The sequence below is a fragment of the Streptomyces sp. NPDC046335 genome, assembly GCF_055587985.1.
On the sequence record NZ_JBVJFF010000028.1, the window covers coordinates 19,319 to 38,152 of the forward strand.

Here is an 18,834-nt window from a genome sequence, read left to right on the forward strand (position 1 = left end):
GGAGCAGGAAGTTACGCGGCGTGCTGGTCAGGGCTGGTGGCGCCACAGCCGCCAGTTCCGTTCGTCGTGGCGGTAGCTGAGTGGCCATCGGCTCACCGCGATGGTGTCCCAGTCGCAGAGGATCTCGACGTCGACGGGCTGCCCGAGCTGCTCTTGTTGCAGGGCGTAGTGGGCGAGTGCGACGGTGAGGTTTCCCGGTCCTGTCATGGCCTGGATGTCTACTGCCGCGCCTGCATGGCCGAGGATCGTGTGCGTGCTCGTCTCGAGGGCCATGCTGATGACGGGATGGCGGGCCGGCGTGATGATGGGGTTGTTGTTGACGTAGTGGGTCACGGTGCCGGTGTCGGTTCCGGTACTCATGGCACGTCTGGGATCGATCATGCTGTCGGTGGTGATGTCGTAGCACAACGCCTGGAGCCGAAGCCGGGAGTCTTCGAAGAGAGGGCTCCAGTCGGCGCCCACGTAGGCGTCGTCGGCGTCTATGTAGAAGCCGCCGTGGTGGGCGAGGTAGCACATCCGGAAGTAGTCACTGCGCATCGCGGGGTGGGGGCAGGCATCGAAAGCGGCGGCGTGAGTGTCGCCGTGGACAGACTGGATGAACGACCGTGCCGAGTCGTCGCCGTAGACCTGCCGTTGAAAGCCCTCCTTCTCCAGCGGCGCCCAGCTGTTCATGCAGTCCAGCACGTCGTCGGGGATCTGAGCGGGGTCGTCCCAGAACTGGATGATCACCCGGGGGACGGCGGCCCTCGACGACGACCAGGCAGCGGTCGATAGCGTTTGCGTCAGGTGACGGAGGTAGCGGGAGCGGATGGTGTGGTCGCCGGTGATGTCGCCCGGTGTGGGAGCGAGTGCTGGCTGTCGTGCCTCCGGCGCGGCCGCCTGGTCCTGCAAGCCGTGGGCGGTGTGAGCGGTCATCGTTTTCTTCTTCCCACGGCGGTTCGGGCGTGCGGAGGGCCGACATGTCCTCGGGCCGAATGACCGGTAGGCCGGGACAAGGGCGTTGATCGAGTTTAGGGCGAGATGTCAACCCGGCTGACCATCGCATGCCGTCAGCCGGAGCGGCGCCGCTTGTGTCCCGCAGCCCGGCCAGCATGGACGTTCGGAACCACTAGATGACTCCTCCCGCAGCGGAAGGATTGGAGCTGGCTCGGCGAGGAGCGAGGTACTTGGGTTCTCATTCGTGTTGCTCACGCAGTTCCTGGAGACGGGCGGCCAGCAGTGTCGCTTGTGAAGGCCGCTCATCCTGATCACTGGGGCAGACCCTAGAGAAGATCCGGCTTTGCAGTTGCGGTGAATTGCCTGCAGGAGCCTCCGGTGGTCGGGGTTACCCAGGTCTGGGGCATTCAAGTCGATTGTGATCCCGTAACCGCGATGCAGCATGTTGCAGGTTATACCTTGAGAGTAAGCCCTGCATCTGACAACAGAGTTGAATGCAGCACCACCCCAGCCTCGTCGAGGGCTACCTCGCCAACACCGGGCTGAAGCTTGAACCCCCGTAGCCCCAAACATTAATGATCTCTGGTGCCCCATGGCAGCAGCTTCCATGTCGCTTCGGCTCTCCGTCGACCCTCCTCCGTCCGATCAACTGCATTGTCAGACCCGGCATTTACCCTGCCAGGAACCAAGCCGACGCAGCAGCCGGATGGAGAATCAGAAGATGGCATCAACCTGTGCATGGTGTGGCGGCAGCATCCCACCGGACCGGGCTCCCCAGGCCAAGTACTGCGGGGTGAAGTGCCGCGAGCGACGAGGCGTTGCGAGCAAGCGCGGTGCCCGCCGCCCACCACAGAAGCACTTCGTCTGCGTGGTGTGCGCAGGCCGTATCCCCTCCACCCGGCATCGTGCCTGCACAACCTGCTCCGAGGAGTGCACTACGGTGCGGCGCCGTGAATTGGGAAATGAGTCCCGCCGGGCCAAGACTCAGCGCAAGCTCGCTGGCCTCGCCAAGACATGTACACATTGCCAACAGGTGTTCACGCCTCAGTCCATGCCGTGGCAACAGTTCTGCTCCAAGCGGTGTGCCCAGCAGGCAGGCGGCAAGCGCGCCAAGCTCAAGCGGCAGGAGCGCCTCTCGACCGGCGGTTTCAAGCAGTGCACTCTCGAAGGCTGCGGCGGCCTGCTCGTCGCGCGTGGGTACTGCCGTACTCACTACGCGCACTGGTACAAGCACGGAGATCCACTGCACCGAGCAGTTCCTCGGCAGACGCGCTGCTGCGATGTTGAGGACTGTCCGAAGGCGGCGGCCGCTTTCGGACTTTGCCCTCGGCACCGACGCCTGCAGAAGCTCTATGGAGACGTCTTGGGAGCCAAGTGCACTCAGTGTCGCATCAGATACACGGCGTCTGGGCGGCCCGGCTGGTGTGCGAACTGTGTAGCGGAAGTGTTTGCGAACAATGGCTACCGGGTGCTGGAGGCCTTCCAAGGCAGTAACCGGCCCGTGAAGGTCGCTTGTCTGAGCTGCGGCGAGGCGTCGGCAGTACTCTTCGGTAACGCGATCCGAGGCGGTTCCTGTGTCCACTGCTTCCGACGCCTCCGAGCCGGTCGGGACCGCGCTCTGCCCAAGTGCGAGGCGCTCAGCGCTCTTGCGAGTCTCCGTCTGGTTCTGGCTGGGCCTTACGCTCGGGCCACGCTCGCAGTAGCTGCCGAGTGCCTGGATTGCGGCACCGGCACGACCGTCAAGATCTCCGACATCACGCGCGGGCAGCGCCTCATCGGGTGCCGAAGCTGTGCAAGGGATGCCGCAGCCAATGAGATCACCTACTGTGCGGCAGGGTGCGGCCGATCATTCGGACAGCCACTCGGTGGAGCCCGCCGAAAGTGGTGCAGTCAAGCGTGCATGGAGTACTTCGGGGAGTACTCAAAGCCCTATCCGAAGAACGTGGGGACACGCCACTGCCTGGACTGCGAAGCGGACATTACAGCCAAGCAGCTCTCGGCGGTCCGCTGTGATGCCTGTCTCCCGGGGTGGAAGAACGAAGCGCGTCGAAGACTCTGGGCCGAAAATCCTGAACTCCGCCGCCGCCAGCAAGCAGACGCAGCGAACCGTCGTCGGGCCCGGATCCGAGGCAATGGCCGAGAGCGCTACGAGCGACTCGACGTGTTCGAACGCGATCGTTGGCGGTGCCAGCTCTGTTCCTTCCCGGTAGACCAGGCAGCACAGTGGCCGGACCCGTTGTCCGCCGCCATCGACCATGTAGTGCCCATCGCCGCTGGTGGGGCTGACACCCTGAGCAACGTGCAGCTGGCGCACCAGGGCTGCAACTGGCGCAAGTGGAGCAAGGACTCGATCGGAATCGGCCCAGACGAATTCATTCATCCGGCCGTGGCCGCTCGATTCCTTGCTGGGGAGGGAGCCCGACGGTCGGAGGGCTCCGCAGCGAGGCACCTCGACGGCTGAGAAGCCAGATTTCCGCAGGGCGCGGACGTGCTCCCCCGCCCTCGCCGGTACAGCGAAATCCCAGAGCCCCTGGAGCTTTGTGAGCGGACAGCACAGCTGGCAGCCTGACGTTAGCCCCCGGGGCATGCCGGCGGAGCCGCGGCTCATGGGGTCCATCCTTGCCCACCAGGTGGCCGAAGCCTGTAGGCCAAACCCTGCATTATCCGATTACCGCAGCCCGCTTCTTTGCTCTAGGTTTGAGGCTTTATCAGCGGGAACGCACAGTCACCGGGACGTCGGCCAGACCTCTGAACGATGGCTGCTGCCAGCAGTGCCGGCCCTGGACCCGTCACCGGCAGGCGCTGCTTGCCGATATAGAGGACTCCATCCTCGTCCGCTAGAGATCATTAACGTTTGAGGCTACGGGGGTTCAAGGTTCAGCCCGGTCTTGGCGAGGTAGCCCTCGACGAGGCTGGGGTGGTGCTGCATTCGTTGAGCCGGGTCTTGACCAGTGTGGTCAGCTGGTCGATGCCCTGTTTGGCCAGGTTTGCCAGGGATCTTTTCATGTGCGCCCAGACCGTTTCGACCGGGTTGAACTCAGGTGCGTAGGGCGGGAGCTGGAAGACTTTAAGCCAGTCCCGGCTCTCGATGTACCGTTTCATTCTGGCGCTGACGTGGGTGTTGAGGTTGTCCCAGATGATCACGGCGGGCCCGCCGAGCTGCTGGTGGGCCGCGTCGAAAAGACGGACGTAGTCGTGCTCGGTGAATCCCTTGCGCCAGCCCTTGCGCGGTCCCCGGCCGACATGGGTGCGATAGATCAGACGGGACCTGGACCCGGACTTCGTGCAGATCAGCGCGGCGATCGAGACGCCTTTGGTGCCCGCGGCGGTCACCCTCACCGCCCGGGTCCTGCCCCGGCGGCCCCCACGTGCGGCAGGTGAGCGGCCTCAGTCCCTGGCTTGCCTCCTCCTCGAAGCAGAGCCAGGCGCCCAGGCCCGCCGCAGTCTTCTCACGATGGGCCACCGCTCGTCCTTCCACGCGGCGATCCTCGCCTCGTCGCGTTCGGCGGCCCGGCGGGCGGGGACCTGCACGCTCCACCCGATTCGGTGCAGCAGCAGGTCCACCCCGACCAGCGTGTACCCCGCCTTGAACCGGCGGTGAATCACCTCGGCTATCCGCGCCAGCGTCCAGCACTGGTCCTCATCTCAGCCATGCACGACCGGTCCCGCCTCCAGCTCGCATTCCAGCCGGCGCAACTGATCGTTGGTGAGCTTGCACTGGGCACCACCAGCCCCCTTCGAGGCCAAGGCCTGGCGACCGCCTGCGGTCAGGGACCGCCGCCAGCGACTGACCGACATTCGCGTCACCCGAAACCGCCGGGCGATCTCCGCGTCAACGACGCCGTACTCAATTAAGTCGGCTGCTGCTAGGCGCACTTGCTCCCGCCGTGCCCGTTCCTCGGCCGTCAGCCCACCACCGTCGGGATGCCGCATACCTCTGGCATACCGCACACGACCTTAACCGTCAGCAGGGTCAGAACCCCCACCATTAAAGATCTCTAGAAGAACCCAAGTTTCTTCGGGCTGTATGAAACCAAAACGTTCTTTGTCTGCTGGTGTCGTACTCGGTGTCGCACCCCTGACCTGCTGGAACGAACGGGCTAGGCAGGGAATGGCGGACACTGGGCCGCAACTGGTCCGGATGAAGGGCCATGACGGTGACCGGATCGCTGTGCCGGACTTGCCGCGTATGTCCGCCGGGCGGAACGTTCGGAGGTCGACCGTTACGGCTCCGGCGACGACTGACAGGGCGGCGACCACCTGTCCGTCGGAGTTGAGGACACGGGTGGCCACGGACTCGGCACCGCGGGAGGTATCGCCGTGGACGATCGCCACGCCGGAGCCGAGCTGGTTGGGGTGGTCGGCGCCCGGTGGGCCATCGAGGAGTGCTTCCAGGCCGCCAAGAACGAATGCGGCCTGGACCACACGAAGTCCGCCCGGAGGACGAGCAGTCGGGCGAGGCGAAATCCAGGGAGCAGGACGGCTGTCACAAACCAGGCTGCTGTCTGGTCCTAGTGGATGACTGAACGGTGTGACCCATTCGCGCCGTCGATGTCTTCGGTCAACGCTCTTCAAGAGGAGAACAATATGAGCCGGGTCAACATCGCACGCCCCGATGCACCGAGGTATGACGAATTGGTTCCGTCGCGCTACGCGCTGAAGGTCGGCGACATCGACGTGATGGTGATCAGCGACGGGGTGCTGCCGATACCCGCCGTGACGATGGCCACCAACGCCGCCAAGGCCGACCTGGCGGCCTGGCTGCAAGACATGTTCCTGCCTCCGGAGATGCTCGACTGGCCACTGAATGTGGCCGTGGTGCGCAGCGGCGGCCGGACCATCCTCATCGATTCCGGGCTGGGGACAGAGTTCCCGGGCTTCCCGCGGGCCGGGCAGTTGGCCATGCGACTGGACGCCGCCGGGATTGATCCCGCATCCGTGACCGACGTGGTGCTCACCCACTTGCACATGGACCACATCGGCGGACTGCTCGTCGACGGGCTGAGGGGGCGGCTGCGCTCCGACCTACGGGTCCACCTGGCGTCCGCCGAGGCCGAGTTCTGGGAAGCGCCTGATTTCTCGCACACCGCCATGCCGGCACCGGTGCCGGACGTGCTTCGAACCACCGCCTCGCGGTTCCTGGACGTGTACCGCAGCCAGTTGCGGCCGTTCGAGACGGAGTACGAGGTGGCGCCGGGAGTAATGGTCTGTCGCACCGGCGGTCACACCCCCGGCCACAGCATCGTCCGCCTGGAGTCCGGCGGCGACCGGCTCACGTTCGCCGGCGATGCCGTGTTCCAGCCAGGGTTCGACTGCCCCGACTGGCACAACGGCTTCGACCACGACCCCGAGGAATCAGCCCGCGTACGGATCCGTCTCCTGAATGAGCTGGCTGCGAGAGGCGAGCAACTGGTGGCCACTCACCTACCGTTCCCATCCATCTGCCGCGTGGCGGCCGCCGGGGATGCCTTCCGTTTCGTACCGGCCGTCTGGGATTACTGACCGCACTTCGAGATGGCGAGCCGTAGTCATCGGGGTGATGGGTAGGCGGGTGCCGGCGAGGCGTCCGTCAATGAGATCCCTGCGGTACTGGATCGTGCGCAGGTCACGCCTGACGGTCTGGATGAGGTGGTCGGGGCTGGTGAAAGCGACGTTGCTGAGCCAGCCCCGCCGCAGCAGAGACCTGGACCGTCTGGCCGCGGTCCGCCGGCGTATCGAGCACCCACGTCACTCTTGGGACCGCCGCCCACGCCCTCCTGGCCGAACAACGCCTGCAAGGGGTCTCACCCTCTACCAAGTCCTCGAAGCCCACAAGGGCGCACACAACCCCACGAGCTCGGACAGCTCCAGACGGCGGGCGCGACGGGTGGGGGAGCGGTCAGCATGGATGACGACGACGGACCGGTCGGGCGAGACGGTGGCCCGGTGGTCGAGCATGGAGAGCATGGGGGTGATGCCGATACCCGCGGAGCCGAGGAGCAGTGGGCCGTCGCCGTCGAGGATGACCAGGTCACCGAAGGACAGGGAGACCTCGATGGCCTGACCCGCTCGGGTATGGGCGTGCAGCCAGGAGGACACCTCTCCCTCGGGGGCACGTCCGTCGGCCGAGCTCTCCCGCTTGACGGTGATGCGCCAGGTCTTGTGGCCAGGAGACGTGGACAGGCTGTTCTGGCCTATCTGCGGTGTCCCGTCGGGAAGTTCGACCTGGACGCTGATGTACTGCTCGGGCAGCAAGGGATCGGTGGGGAGGCCGTCGGGGCGGCGCAGGACGAAGGAAGCGGGCCCTGCGACTCCTCGGTGCCCTCGGCGATCTCCATGTCCCGCCACACGGCACCATCCTCGACGCCAGCCTCGGCGTACGCCGGGCCTCCATGGCGATGAGGCCGAGCACGGCGTCAGGACGCTCGTCGGGGTGTGTCACGAGCGCGGTGGCGAAGGCCGCCGCTGCTCCGGCGAGAGCCTCGCGCTGGGCGCCGTTGGTCTGGTTCGTCCGGTTGAACAGGCCGCGCAGCGGGTCCAGGCGTTCCTGGAACATGCGGGTGTAGAAGAGCTCGGTGATGGTGCCGAGGGAGGCACCCACCGCCCGAAGTATGTCGCGGATGATCGGGGCTGACTGTGTGGAGAGCAATGCCCCCTGAGGTGTCGCACCGTAGGGGGAACGCGTCTTGAGGGCACTTACACGGCGCGGTACAGGCCGCGGCCGGTACGGCGGATGCGGGAGGTGCCGACCAAGCGGTCGAGGGTGCTCCGCACGGCGTTGATGCTGCTGCTGTCGGTGGCTCGGCCGAGCGCCGCGGCGACGTCGCGCGCGCGTACGTTGACATCACCGACCTGGGCGAAGTAGTTGAGGATCTGCTCGGTGAGCTTGCCGTAATTCTTCTCGGCGCTCTCCTCGTCGGACGGCTCCGTCGCGGGTCGCGCCGGTTCCACGTGTGCTACGGCATCGGTTGCCCGCGGGAAAGCGTCAGGGGTGCCGGTGGTGTCGGAAGTGCCCGGCCCGGCGGGCGACATGAGGGCCTGAAGGGCACCGAGAGCCCGCTGGACGGAGCTGAGATGGGCGACGACCGCGGCCAGTTCCCTTTCCAAGGCCTGCTTCTGGACTTCCAGGCGGGCCAGGTCCTCTTGGAGGCTCTCGGCGGTGACCTCAATGTGATGTGCCGCGTGGGTGACAGACACCTTGTGTTCCTCTCGTCCTCAACCCTTGTGGTCGCGTCCGCGCTCGGCTCGCCTCGGATTGTCGTGCGGCTCCTTACAGATACCACTTCACATCATATGGGGGGAGCCCTATGTGCAGTGGTGTGTTGATCAGATCACCCCCCACGTGGTGCTTCGTCAATGCCGGGCTGACAGTCCGAGTCGGTGGTGCCACGGTTCAAGGCGATGTGTACGTAGTCGGCGCGTCCGACGGTTCCTTGAGTGAGCTGCTCTTTGGGTACACACTGTCGCCTACGGCGGTTCGGGCGATGATCTTGGCGCTGACGCTGGGGCCGTCCGGGTTGCCTGGACTGCGGTGGCAGGGAGAGCGAGAGCGGCGAGCGCTGCACTGGTTGCTCCCCGACGTGACAGGTTGCGCATGAGGGTCCCTTCAGGGAAGTGCGGGATCGCACGCCAGGTCGACTGAGTGTGCCTTCCTTATTTGGGTGTCGCGAGCAAACAGTGTTTACCAGCGTTGCATGGTTTGATGGGTGATGCGCTTCTCGGCATCTCACATGAGTGATAGCGGACGGCAGTCGGCGGAACGCCGCCACTTCGGACATCTACACCGCGAACGGAGACAGAAGGATCACGCATCCCGAAACGACCCCCGCGGAAGGCGCCCGGCTGCCCGAACCGATCGACACGCGCAGTGACCCCGAAGTGGGCGCCCAGCGAGCGTCGATGTGGCCGAGCATCGACGCCTGCTCGAGGCGTCTATCGCGGCCGCACAGAGCGGGGGCATCGCCTCGTTGGAAGCGATACTCACGCCAGGGGCCGGCAGCCTGTCCGACGGCAACGGCATCCGTGGCGGCACTCGCGTCCCCGAGCTGGGTCGTGCGCGGTGGCGAACCTGTCGACCGCGTTTCCGCGGTTCTGGGGCCAGGTGGAGGTGCGTCCTGTCCGTGCGAACGGACGCAGCGGTGTGCTGCTCCATCGGGACGGCAAGCCCTCGGCCTTCATGACGGTAGCGGCTTCCGGTGAAGGCATTCACAGGGTCATGTGGGTGTTCGACCCGAGCAAGATCGACGCCTTCCTCAACTCGCCCACGTGGTACGAGACCGCACTTGTAGCCTGATGGGAGCGCTCACAGTCCGCGTTGGCGTCGGCGCGAGAATCGGCATCGTCAGCGTTAGCTGGGAGAGGTCCGGTTCCAGGGGCGCAGTTTGTCGGGATTGACGACGACCCGGACCTGGACGATGCGCCGGTTGGCGATGTCGAGACTGATGACCGCCACGACCCGCTGGTCGTACCGCATGACCATCCCGGTTCGGCCGTTGACGGAACGCGAGTCCACCGTCGTGCGCGCACGCGGGGCCAACAGCGTCAGCAGGCTCCGGGCCACCCGTTCCGAGCCGTGCACCGGCCGGACCTGTGCCCGCACCTTGCCACCTCCGTCGAAGAACGCTGTCGCATTCGACGCCAGAAGCACCATCAGGCACTCCGCGTTCTGCGCCGCACACGCCTCGCGCACCCCGCGTACTGCCGCACCTTGCTCCGCTGGCGTCGTGGGCCGCCCCCGCCGGGCCCGCAGGCTCTGCCGCGCTCGCTCCGCCAGCTCCGAACACTCCGGCTCGGACTGGCCCACGATGCCGGCGACCGTACGTGGCGCCATCCCGAACACATCGTTGAGGACGAACGCTGCCCGTTCAGCCGGGGACAGCGCGTCGAGCACCCCCAGCAGCACCTCACTCATCTCCCGTTCCAACATCCTCCGTTGTTCCCCGGCAGCGTCGGCCGACTCGAGGCCGAGGTCGCCGCGCCTCCGTCGTCCCGGCCGCGCCAACCGCTCCAGACAGATTCCGCCCACCGCTCGGGACAGCCACGTCCGCGGCTCGTCGATCGCCTCCCGCTCCGGCCTCGGCAGCGCGTACCACCGCTGATACGCCTCATCCACCACCCCGTCGGCCTCGCCGGCACTGCCCAGCATCCAGAAAGCCACATCGAGCAGGTGCCGACGTTCGTCGACCAACTCCCCGATCGGCACCCCCTCATCGGCGAACTCCATGCCCCCACCTCCTTCTCCCACAGCACCCCACCTTCAGGTGGCCCCGGCGTTCGGCCGACGCGTGGGCAGGCGCCCTGTCCTTCGCGATCGGGGAAGGCGATGCGCCAGCCGGCGATGCGGCCCTGCGCGCAACGCCTTCTCCTTGTTCATCTGCTCGACAGACGAGACCGGACAGGCATAGATCTTGTGACATCCGGGTGGCCGTGCCGGGGCGTTTCGGCTGCGAAGTCGGTTCTCGGAGACGCCCGGAACGCTTGCTTCCGGCCCGGCCGCCGCTTCCGGTGTCACATAAGGGCTGACCGCCCGGTCTCATCTGTCAGAGAGCGTGACGTGGCTCATAGGGGCACCGCACCGGCAGGGACACACCCCGAGCGTCTGCTTCCGCATGACCCCGGGCTCTGTGCTCGGCGTCGTCGTGGTCCGGGGCGCACCGCCCGCGTCGGACGTTGCAAGCCCACCCACCTTTCCGTGCAGGAGGAAGCTCATGGACGGGCGTAGATCGGCCGAGTGCCGAGGCATGGACCCCGACCTCTTCTTTCCCATCGGCAACAGCAGCAGCTTCGCGGCACTCGTGCAGATCGATGAGGCGAAGGCCGTGTGCAGCAGTTGTCCCGTGTCGCAGCAGTGCCTGGTGTGGGCGCTGAACGCCGGTTCCGTGGAGGAAATCTGGGGCAGATCCACGGAAGCGGAACGCCGCGCCATGCGACGGCGCAGGGCACGCGGCTGCGGTGGTATGGAGAGAACGGCCGCCTGAGTTCCTCCGCTGTTCACGGAACGCCGAGGACGTCGGTGATCTGGGCCCTTCCAGGTGCACGTGGTGAAGGCGGCCGGGTCGCACTGGGTGCGTACCCCTTCATCGAGTCCTGGCTGACCAACGATCGTCCGCACCTTCTCGACCGGTCGTGCAACCGGGTGCTGCGCGGACCGTGAGACCGGCGTCATCAAGCCCCTCCCGCACGGAAGGTTCGCCGCAGTGCATCAACCGCTCAGCCAAGAGCACCTGCACGAGCTGACGGCCCATGGGCAGTACGAGCCCCTCTCGCTCGCCCAGGTGGGCAGCGTGAGCGGCACGCCCACGCGCGTGCAAAGGAAGTCGCCGACCGGCAGTAACACTGAAACACACTGTCTCCCCCCTGATGTCACACCTTCAAGGGCTCAACTGCCATGACAGTAAACACAGCCAACAATTGTGCCGATAAGAGGAGCAATGCCATGAACCAGCCCATTCTCGAACCTGCCGCTCAGGAGATCGCCGACGCGACGGCCACCCCACCCTTCCTGTACGAACTCGGCCCGGACGGCGCCCGGAAGATCCTCGACGACCTACAGGCCACCCCCATCGAGAAGCCCGACGTGCAGGACAAGTGGATCACGGTGCCCGCCGAAGTCGGTGATGTCCGGGTCCGCATCGTCAAGCCGCTCGACGCTGACGACATCCTGCCGGTCGTCCTCTACATCCATGGCGGTGGCTGGGTCATCGGCAACGCCGGGACCCATGACCGCCTCGTGCGCGAACTCGCCGTCGGCGCGCAGGCCGCCGTGGTGTTCGTCGAGTACGACCGGTCACCGGAGGCCGCGTACCCCGTCGCGATCGAACAGGCGTACGCGACTGCCCTGTGGATCACGGAGAAGGGGGCCCAGGCGGGTCTCGACGCCTCCCGTCTGGCAGTGGCCGGCGACTCCGTCGGCGGCAACATGACAGCAGCGCTGACCCTCATGGCCAAGCAGCGCGGCGATGTCAGTTTCGTCCACCAGTCGCTCTACTACCCCGTCACGGACGCGGGCCAGGACACCGCGAGCTACCGAGAGTTCGCGAACGGCCCCTACCTCACCGCGAAGGCGATGGCCTGGTTCTGGGACAGCTACACCACCGATCCGGCACAGCGCGCGGAGATCACCGCGTCACCGCTGCGCGCTACCTTGGAGGACCTGCATGGACTGCCGCCCGCGCTCGTGCTCGTAGACGACAACGACGTCCTGCGCGACGAGGGCGAGGCGTACGCCCGCAAGCTGACCCAGGCCGGTGTGCCGACCACCAGCATTCGCTACAACGGCACCCTGCACGACTTCATGATGCTCAACCCCGTGCGGAACACCCGGGCCACCGACGCCGGGGTGCAGCAGGCCATCCGCACTCTGCGCACCGCCCTGCACGAGGGATGAGACCCCGACGGCGCCCGTGGCACGTGCCGGGCGCCACCCGCAATCCCCACACTCCGGTCCGGCCGGTCCAGGCCGAACCAGAACTCTGATCCGAAGGCTGTCATGAACCGACACTCGCTGTCCCGACGTACCTGCGGCTGCCTCTCCCTTCTCGCGACGGCGGGAGCTGCCGTGGCCCTGCTCGCCACGTCGGTCGCGCCGGCGAGCGCGGGCAAGGGCTCCTCGTCGCCCGGCCATAAGCCCACGGTTGTTCTCGTCCACGGTGCGTTCGCCGACTCCAGCAGCTGGAACGGCGTCGTGAAGCAACTGCGGCGGGAGGACTACCCGGTGGTGACCGCGGCCAACCCGCTGCGTGGGCTCGGCAGCGACGCCGCCTACCTGAAGGAGATCTTGGCCGTACATAGACGGGCCCGTGGTGCTGGCCAGGCACTCCTACGGCGGGGCCGTCATAAGCGATGCCGCCCAGGGAGCCGCTAACGTCAAGGCCCTCGTCTACATCGCCGCGTTCCTGCCGGACAAGGGCGAGAGCGCGGTCGAGCTGTCGGGCAAGTTCCCCGGCAGCACCCTCGGTGAAGCCCTCCGTCCCGTCCCGACCACACTGCCGGGCGGTACCCAGGGCACCGACCTATACGTCGAAAACAGGCCGAGTTCCACCACCAGGTCGCGGCCGACGTGCCCAAGAGCACCACCGACGTCATGGCGGTCACGCAGCGTCCGGTCACCAGTGCCGCACTGGAGGAGGGCGCGTCCGAGCCGGCTTGGAAGACCAGCCCGTCGTGGGCGCTCGTGGCCACCGAGGACCTCAACATCCCCGCGAAGGCCCGGGTCTTCATGGCCGAACGCGCTCACCCACACACCACCGAAGTTCGGGCGGCGCATGCCGTGAGCGTCTCTCGGCCGCACGATGTCAGCCGCATCATCGAGGAGGCGGCGCGCACGGTCCGCTGACCGGGCGACAGAGTCAGAGTCAGGGGCGGGGCGGCCGGGGGCGACTCCGCCCCTTTCGTTGCCCGAGGGAGCGGTGGCGGGGGCCGCATGTAGGTTCTGGGCCGGGCGACGGCGTGGAGTTCATCGGCCCGGCTGAGGCCCTCGTCCGGCCATGGCCTCCACCGGGCCACTACCTTCGCCTGCCGGGGAGTCCGTTCCTTCCGCCGGGGCTGTCCCCCGCAAACTCCGGGCCCCGCCGGACGGCCCGGAAACGCAGTGTTCCCGTCCGATCGAACCGATCGGACGGGAACACTGGAGCGCCTGAGCGTTGGCTGGTGACGGGAGCTCAGGACCCGAGGGTGGGGTACGCGGACGCGGGCGGGTGCTCGGCGCCGACTCCTCGGAACCGGTGCAGAGAATCGGACGCGGACTCTATCTGCAGGTCGAGCAGAGCGAGCGTGTCGCGCAGTTCGGTGATGCGGGCCCGGAGCGCGACGGCCTCCGCGGCCAGGGACCGCGCGGCGGCCCCGAGGGCGAGCGGGGTTTCGGAAATGGTGGTCATCACGCGTCCTGTGTCGGCGGGGCGGCGGGGCTGCGGGAGGGGAACGTCGGGCCGATGCGTCGGAGCCCGGGAACGGGACGACGCACCGGCGGATGTGGGGTCAGCCGTCGGTCTGGGCGACCTGAACCGCGGAGATGTCGAGCATCAGTGTCACCTTGTCGCTGACGAGGACACCGCCCGTCTCCAGCGCCGTGTTCCAGGTCAGACCCCAGTCGGAGCGCCGGATCGTGGCACGTCCCTCGAAACCGACCCGGTTCTGCCCATAGGCGTCACGGGCGGCACCGCCGAACTCGAAGTCGAGGGTGAGGTGCCGTTCGATGTCCTTGATCCGCAGATTCCCGAGCAGTCGGAAACCGTCGTCTCCGGCCGGGACGATGCGGGTGGAGCGAAAGGCCGTTACGGGGAAGGCCGACGAGTCGAAGAAGTCGGGTCCTCTGAGGTGGGCGTCGCGTTCCTTGACGCCCGTGTTCAGATTCGCGGTCTGCACACTCACGTGCGCCTCCGACAGTGCGGGCCGGGAGCCGTCGAGTTTGAGAAGTCCCTCGAAGGAGTCGAACTTTCCACGCACATGGGAAATCATGGCGTGGCGGACGGAGAAGCCGAGGGGGAGCGCCCCGGAGGGCTCACGCCTGCTGCTGGGCGATCCAGTCGGCGAAGCAGGTCTCGGCGATGTGCGCGTCGGGGCCGGGCAATAGCGTGGTCTCCTGCAACTCGGTGCCGAAGTACGTGGCGTGCGGATCGGTCACCACGGTGCGCGGGTCGTTCTTCGCGGCGAGGCCCTTGCGGACGAGCTCGTCCAGCTGGAACGTCTCGGGACCGGCCACCTCGACCACGCCCTCGACGGGGGTGCCGACGGCCGTGCGGCCCACGGCGGCGGCCACATCGTCCGAGTAGATGGGCCGGATCTTGACAGGGGCCAGACGCACGGTGTCGCCGTCGGTGGCCTCGGCGGCAATGCCCTTCATGAACTCGAAGAACTGCGTGGCGTGAACGATGGAGTAGGGGACTCCAGATGCCTTGATCAGCTCCTCCTGCGCCAACTTGGCACGGAAGTAGCCGCTCCCCTGCAGGCGCTCGGTACCGACCACCGACAGGGCGACGTGGTGGGTGACACCGGCCTCGGTCTCGGCTTTTAGGAGGTTGGTCGTCGAGGTGCGGAAGAAGTCCAGCACGTCATCGTCCGCGAACGAGGGGGAGTTGGACACGTCGACCACGACCTGGGCGCCTTCGAGCACCTCGGCGAGGCCCTCACCGGTCAGTGTGTTGACGCCGGTGTTGGGCGCGGCCGGCACTGCCTCGTGGCCGTGCTCGTTGAGCTTGGCGACCAGCTTCGAGCCGATGAGTCCGGTACCGCCGATGACTACAACCTTCATGAGGAAATCCTCTCGGGAGATTCGTTTTCGGTCTGCACTATGTAAAGACCGGGTTGTCTTGGTGGTTGTGACAGCGGACCGGAAGAGTCTCGAAGATATCTCGTCCTCCTCCGGCGGGCATGTTCAGGAAGCGCGCACGCTTGAGCACCGTGCGGATGCACGAGAGTGCGGCCGATATGAGGGCAGCGGAAATGGCCCGGCCGTGCCGTCAGGTGAGACAGGGAGGCGGGAGAAGAGCCACTCGGCGAGCTTGCCATCGGTGGACACGTCCTCCATGAGGGAGGCGATCTCGTCCGGGACGGGAGCGAGGGGCTCTCGGGTGATGCCGGTTGCGGGGGACCACACCAGGTTGACGCGCAGCGCGGGGTCGAGGTCCGGGTAGTCGCTGCGGTTGTGACAGCCGCGGGTCTCGCGGCGTTCGAGCGCCGCCTCCAGGGTGGCGCGGGCCGCCAGGGCCGCCGACTTGAGGTCGAAGGCGTGCGCGAGATCCTGGAATCCGGCGATGTCGGGGTGGACCCTGACCTTCCCCATCCGCTGCTCGACCTCCTCCAGCTCCGCCAGGCCGGCGCGCAGGCCGGCCTCGTCGCGTACGACACTGGCGTGCTCGGTGCCGACGACGAGTACGTCGACGCCGGCCTCGGCCAGCTCGATCGCCGCCCGCAGGCCGGATCCGCCGGTGCCGATCACCGACACCATGGTGGACAGATGTTTTTCGGTGGGCGACCACGATTGCTCCGCTCGATTGATCGGTCATTGACTCTGATCGGGCCCTCGGGGGGGGTGACACCTGCCCCGGACAGGCGTTACGGCAGCAGGCCGTCCAGCGGCACGGTGGGCTCGGGTCCTCGTTTCCGGCGTCACGTAGTGCGAGTCACGGTGCATGACTCACTCATCAGACCGGGTGATCACGAATCTTGTGACACCGGGTGCGCGCGAGGACGGAACAAGCGTGCGTTGATGTCACGCCTTCCCACTTGCGTGGTCATACAGCTGGCCGACGCGGAAGGAGAAGAAGATGACCTATGCCGTCGCGCAGCCCTGTGTCGACTGGTTCCCGTCCTGACCGGTGGCGGACGGACCTCCGCGATGGTGAGCCGCACCGCGATCCCCGTCCAGCGGGTCGAGGAGGAGGGCGTCACGATGCTGTGGGCAGACACTGCTGACATCGGAAACGTCCGCCCGCTGGGGCGAGGCAGACGCCCGCCCCCGATTGTCGGCGGACGGTGGTCGGCAGTGCGCGTCAAGGAGCCAGCGTGATCGTTGTCGGCGTCCCGTGCCACGCCATCCTGGCGTAAGGGCACAACGCGTCCGCCTGCTCCAGCAGCGGAGTCGCAGTCTCCGGATCCACCTCCGGTCAGTTCACCACCAGATCGACGCGCAGCAGATAGCCACCGTCGTCCGGATCCCGGCCGAAGGCGACGGTCGCGTCCACGGAGATGTCGGCAGGATCGAATTCCTCCTGCCGCGCCACCAGGCTCAGGGCCCCGTGGAAGCAGGCCGCGAAGCCCGCGGCGAACAGTTGCTCGGGGTTGGTCGCCCGTCCGTCCCCGCCGAGCTCGCCGGGCATGCGCAGGTCGATGTCCAGGGCGCCGTCGGACGACAGTGCCCTGCCTGAGGCACGCCCATGGGAGGCGACACCGCCGCTCACGGTCACGGTCGTCGTGTAGATGGGGGAGAAGGCTGTGCCCACGAAGTCCTTCTGCGTGGACAGGTTGGGCAACTGGATCCGCTCAGTCACAGGATGGCTCCGGCGTTGTCGTGGCACGTGCCCTGGCTGATGCCTGGTGGCCCGTACATGAAGGGGTGCTGTCCTTCGGTCAATGGGAATCCGGATTCCGGACGACTGGTTGACCGACGAGTACCCGCTCCTGTGACACCTGTGGGAGCTCAGCCCTCCAGGGAAGCTACGTAGGGCGACAACTTGGCTGGATTCATGATCCACATGATGCGGTCGATGCCCTCCGTGGAAACGTCCAGCGACAGCAGGGCCACGGCGTTGCCCGCGGTGGCGATGAGCACGGCCGGCCGGCCGTTGGCCTCCGTCCACCGCACCTGCGCCTGGGGCCAGAAGCGCGGCGCGAACGCCACGAGGTACTGGGAGACGTGCGTGCGTCCGACGACCGGGATCTTCGAGGCGCCGCGCACCCCGCCGCCGTCGGAGTAGCTGACGACGTCCGTGGCGAGGATCTGTTCGAGCTCCGCCAGGTTCCCGTTGCGCGCGGCATCGAGGAACACCTCCAGCAGACGCCGATGGTCGGCGGGACTGACGCGTTCCTTGCGCTGGGCGCTCAGGTGCTTGCGAGCACGGCTCACCAGCTGGCGTGTGTTGGCCTCCGTGGTCTCCAGGACCTCCGCGATCCTGCGGTAGGGATACTCGAAGGCCTCGCGCAGGACATAAGCGGCCCGTTCCACCGGATTGAGCTTCTCCAGCAGGAGCAGGACAGCCATTTCCAGGGCCTCGGCCCGCTCCGCCCCCACCTGTGGGCCCACGGCGGTGTTGACCGGCTCGGGCAGCCACGGACCCACGTACGACTCGCGCCGTACCCGGGCGGACTGGGCGAAGTTGATCGCCAGACGTGTGGTGATCGTCGTCAGGAACGCGGACGGTTCGAGGACGTCGGCGCGGTCGGTCTTCTGCCAGCGTAGCCAGACGTCCTGGACGATGTCCTCGGCCTCCACGGCGCTGCCGAGCACGCGGTAGACGATGCCGAACAGCTGCGGGCGTACGGCGAGGAAGTCCTTCGCCGCCTGGTCGAGAGAGTCGTCATCGCCCCCGGTGTGCATGGTCGCCCCTTCCGGCTTGATCGCTCCCATGCTACTAACCGGCGGAGCAGGCGGTGCGGTCAGCCAGGTCGGCTCGGACCAGACCTGCCGAGGGCCAGCCCCTGCATGGATGGGTCGGTCCGGTCGGGAGGCGGGATGAAGCCGTGAAAGTGGCGCACCACCGGCACGTCGGGGAGGCGGGCGGCCGTTGAAGGTGCAGCGAACAACAAGGGAACGACCGCGTGGGTGATGGCCGGCCACAGGGTGCGGCGTACGGCGTGCTCGAAGACCGCGGTGGCGGCCGCCTCCAGCGCTTTGTCTGTCGACATGCGGAAGAACTCCACACTGGTCGCCTCTTGCACCACCTGGGACAGCGTTGAGTCGTTGTTGTGGCACCACCCCTTGGACGCACCTGCGAAACTCCATACGTGTCACAGATCCACATGGTGTCCGGTCAACTCTGCCGAGGGGCGGGAGATGTGCCCCGCCCCTCCACGTGGCGACTTACGGAAGGTTCACAACAGTGTCGGACACTCACGCAGGGCATATGCACGCAGTCGGCGACCCGGCGGCGTCGGAGAGTTGGATGACCGCGGCGCAGGTGCTGCAGGACGCCGCGCCCCTGACGATCCCCGAGGGCGCTTCGGCGATGACCGTCCAGGTCGAGTGGGAGCCGGGCGACCCGGGCACGCCGCCGCACCGCCACTCCGGGCCTGCCTTCGGATATGTGGTCGAGGGCGCGGTCCGCTTCGAGCTGGAGGGCGAACCCGAGCGGGTGGTGGAGGCAGGCGGCACGTTCTGGGAGCCGGGCGGCTTGGCAAGCTGCCGTGCCTGGCAGCGCGAAACCCGTGGCCCGAGGGCTGGAGGTTCCGTAGCGTGTCGGTCATGCCGATGCCCGTCCTGTACTG

At 67.0% G+C, this 18,834-nt stretch carries 16 protein-coding genes and 5 pseudogenes; 7 read left to right on the forward strand and 14 right to left on the reverse strand.

Annotated features, from left to right (window positions below):
• Positions 1 to 27: 27 nt before the first annotated feature.
• Positions 28 to 915, reverse strand: coding sequence for a glycosyltransferase family 32 protein (locus ACZ6JY_RS39870; RefSeq protein ID WP_469204383.1), 888 nt, complete (start codon positions 913 to 915; stop codon positions 28 to 30).
• Positions 916 to 2,836: 1,921 nt separating this feature from the next.
• Between ACZ6JY_RS39870 and ACZ6JY_RS39875 the strand changes: the two genes are divergently transcribed.
• Entirely contained in the window at positions 2,837 to 3,397 is a 561-nt protein-coding gene (locus ACZ6JY_RS39875; RefSeq protein WP_469204385.1) for an HNH endonuclease, read from the forward strand.
• A 399-nt stretch (positions 3,398 to 3,796) separates the two neighbouring features.
• On the opposite strand, the pseudogene ACZ6JY_RS39880 reads toward ACZ6JY_RS39875, so the two are convergent.
• Positions 3,797 to 4,869, reverse strand: a pseudogene (locus ACZ6JY_RS39880) (IS630 family transposase).
• A gap of 654 nt (positions 4,870 to 5,523) precedes the next feature.
• Here ACZ6JY_RS39880 and ACZ6JY_RS39885 point away from each other — a divergent pair.
• Entirely contained in the window at positions 5,524 to 6,438 is a 915-nt protein-coding gene (locus ACZ6JY_RS39885) for an MBL fold metallo-hydrolase (protein WP_469204387.1), read from the forward strand.
• A gap of 36 nt (positions 6,439 to 6,474) precedes the next feature.
• Here ACZ6JY_RS39885 and ACZ6JY_RS39890 read toward each other — a convergent pair.
• From ACZ6JY_RS39890 to ACZ6JY_RS39900, 3 genes and pseudogenes are all read right to left on the reverse strand, one after another.
• Positions 6,475 to 6,618: pseudogene (locus tag ACZ6JY_RS39890) on the reverse strand (transposase); the annotation flags it as partial.
• Positions 6,619 to 6,726: 108 nt separating this feature from the next.
• On the reverse strand, positions 6,727 to 7,263 hold the full coding sequence (locus tag ACZ6JY_RS39895; protein WP_469204389.1) for a ferredoxin reductase domain-containing protein: 537 nt from the start codon (positions 7,261 to 7,263) through the stop codon (positions 6,727 to 6,729).
• A 348-nt stretch (positions 7,264 to 7,611) separates the two neighbouring features.
• A complete protein-coding gene (locus tag ACZ6JY_RS39900; RefSeq protein WP_469204391.1) occupies positions 7,612 to 8,112 on the reverse strand; it encodes a hypothetical protein in 501 nt (166 codons plus the stop codon).
• A gap of 862 nt (positions 8,113 to 8,974) precedes the next feature.
• Between ACZ6JY_RS39900 and ACZ6JY_RS39905 the strand changes: the two genes are divergently transcribed.
• Positions 8,975 to 9,208, forward strand: coding sequence for a hypothetical protein (locus tag ACZ6JY_RS39905; protein ID WP_469204392.1), 234 nt, complete (start codon positions 8,975 to 8,977; stop codon positions 9,206 to 9,208).
• 54 nt (positions 9,209 to 9,262) lie between these two features.
• On the opposite strand, the gene ACZ6JY_RS39910 is transcribed toward ACZ6JY_RS39905, so the two are convergent.
• On the reverse strand, positions 9,263 to 10,138 hold the full coding sequence (locus tag ACZ6JY_RS39910) for a sigma-70 family RNA polymerase sigma factor family protein (protein WP_469204395.1): 876 nt from the start codon (positions 10,136 to 10,138) through the stop codon (positions 9,263 to 9,265).
• Positions 10,139 to 10,622: 484 nt separating this feature from the next.
• Here ACZ6JY_RS39910 and ACZ6JY_RS39915 point away from each other — a divergent pair, with 484 nt between their 5' ends.
• The 3 genes and pseudogenes from ACZ6JY_RS39915 to ACZ6JY_RS39925 all read left to right on the forward strand — a co-directional run bounded on the left by ACZ6JY_RS39915 (position 10,623) and on the right by ACZ6JY_RS39925 (position 13,249).
• Positions 10,623 to 10,892: a WhiB family transcriptional regulator gene (locus tag ACZ6JY_RS39915; RefSeq protein WP_469204397.1), complete on the forward strand. Its 270-nt coding sequence runs from the start codon at positions 10,623 to 10,625 to the stop codon at positions 10,890 to 10,892.
• Positions 10,893 to 11,350: 458 nt separating this feature from the next.
• Positions 11,351 to 12,301, forward strand: a complete 951-nt coding sequence (locus ACZ6JY_RS39920) for an alpha/beta hydrolase (RefSeq protein ID WP_469204399.1) — start codon at positions 11,351 to 11,353, stop codon at positions 12,299 to 12,301.
• Between the two features lie 102 nt (positions 12,302 to 12,403).
• A pseudogene (locus ACZ6JY_RS39925) lies at positions 12,404 to 13,249 on the forward strand (alpha/beta fold hydrolase).
• Between the two features lie 325 nt (positions 13,250 to 13,574).
• Here ACZ6JY_RS39925 and ACZ6JY_RS39930 read toward each other — a convergent pair.
• The 8 genes and pseudogenes from ACZ6JY_RS39930 to ACZ6JY_RS39965 all read right to left on the reverse strand — a co-directional run bounded on the left by ACZ6JY_RS39930 (position 13,575) and on the right by ACZ6JY_RS39965 (position 18,291).
• A complete protein-coding gene (locus ACZ6JY_RS39930; protein WP_469204401.1) occupies positions 13,575 to 13,790 on the reverse strand; it encodes a hypothetical protein in 216 nt (71 codons plus the stop codon).
• Positions 13,791 to 13,890: 100 nt separating this feature from the next.
• Positions 13,891 to 14,529: a YceI family protein gene (locus ACZ6JY_RS39935; RefSeq protein ID WP_469204418.1), complete on the reverse strand. Its 639-nt coding sequence runs from the start codon at positions 14,527 to 14,529 to the stop codon at positions 13,891 to 13,893.
• Positions 14,414 to 15,163 (reverse strand): SDR family oxidoreductase, encoded by a 750-nt coding sequence (locus ACZ6JY_RS39940; protein ID WP_469204403.1) that lies wholly within the window; start codon positions 15,161 to 15,163, stop codon positions 14,414 to 14,416. The genes ACZ6JY_RS39935 and ACZ6JY_RS39940 overlap by 116 nt, the downstream gene beginning before the upstream one ends.
• A 240-nt stretch (positions 15,164 to 15,403) precedes the next feature.
• A pseudogene (locus tag ACZ6JY_RS39945) lies at positions 15,404 to 15,772 on the reverse strand (succinate dehydrogenase); the annotation flags it as partial.
• A gap of 30 nt (positions 15,773 to 15,802) precedes the next feature.
• A pseudogene (locus ACZ6JY_RS39950) lies at positions 15,803 to 15,859 on the reverse strand (hypothetical protein); the annotation flags it as partial.
• Positions 15,860 to 16,517: 658 nt separating this feature from the next.
• Complete coding sequence (locus ACZ6JY_RS39955; protein ID WP_469204405.1) at positions 16,518 to 16,901, reverse strand: Ohr family peroxiredoxin; 384 nt, start codon at positions 16,899 to 16,901, stop codon at positions 16,518 to 16,520.
• A 149-nt stretch (positions 16,902 to 17,050) separates the two neighbouring features.
• Positions 17,051 to 17,977: an RNA polymerase sigma-70 factor gene (locus tag ACZ6JY_RS39960; RefSeq protein WP_469204407.1), complete on the reverse strand. Its 927-nt coding sequence runs from the start codon at positions 17,975 to 17,977 to the stop codon at positions 17,051 to 17,053.
• A 29-nt stretch (positions 17,978 to 18,006) separates the two neighbouring features.
• A complete protein-coding gene (locus ACZ6JY_RS39965) occupies positions 18,007 to 18,291 on the reverse strand; it encodes a hypothetical protein (protein ID WP_469204409.1) in 285 nt (94 codons plus the stop codon).
• A gap of 221 nt (positions 18,292 to 18,512) precedes the next feature.
• On the opposite strand from ACZ6JY_RS39965, the gene ACZ6JY_RS39970 reads away from it, so the two are divergent.
• On the forward strand, positions 18,513 to 18,834 hold a 322-nt coding region (locus tag ACZ6JY_RS39970; protein ID WP_469204411.1), incomplete at its 3' end, for a cupin domain-containing protein.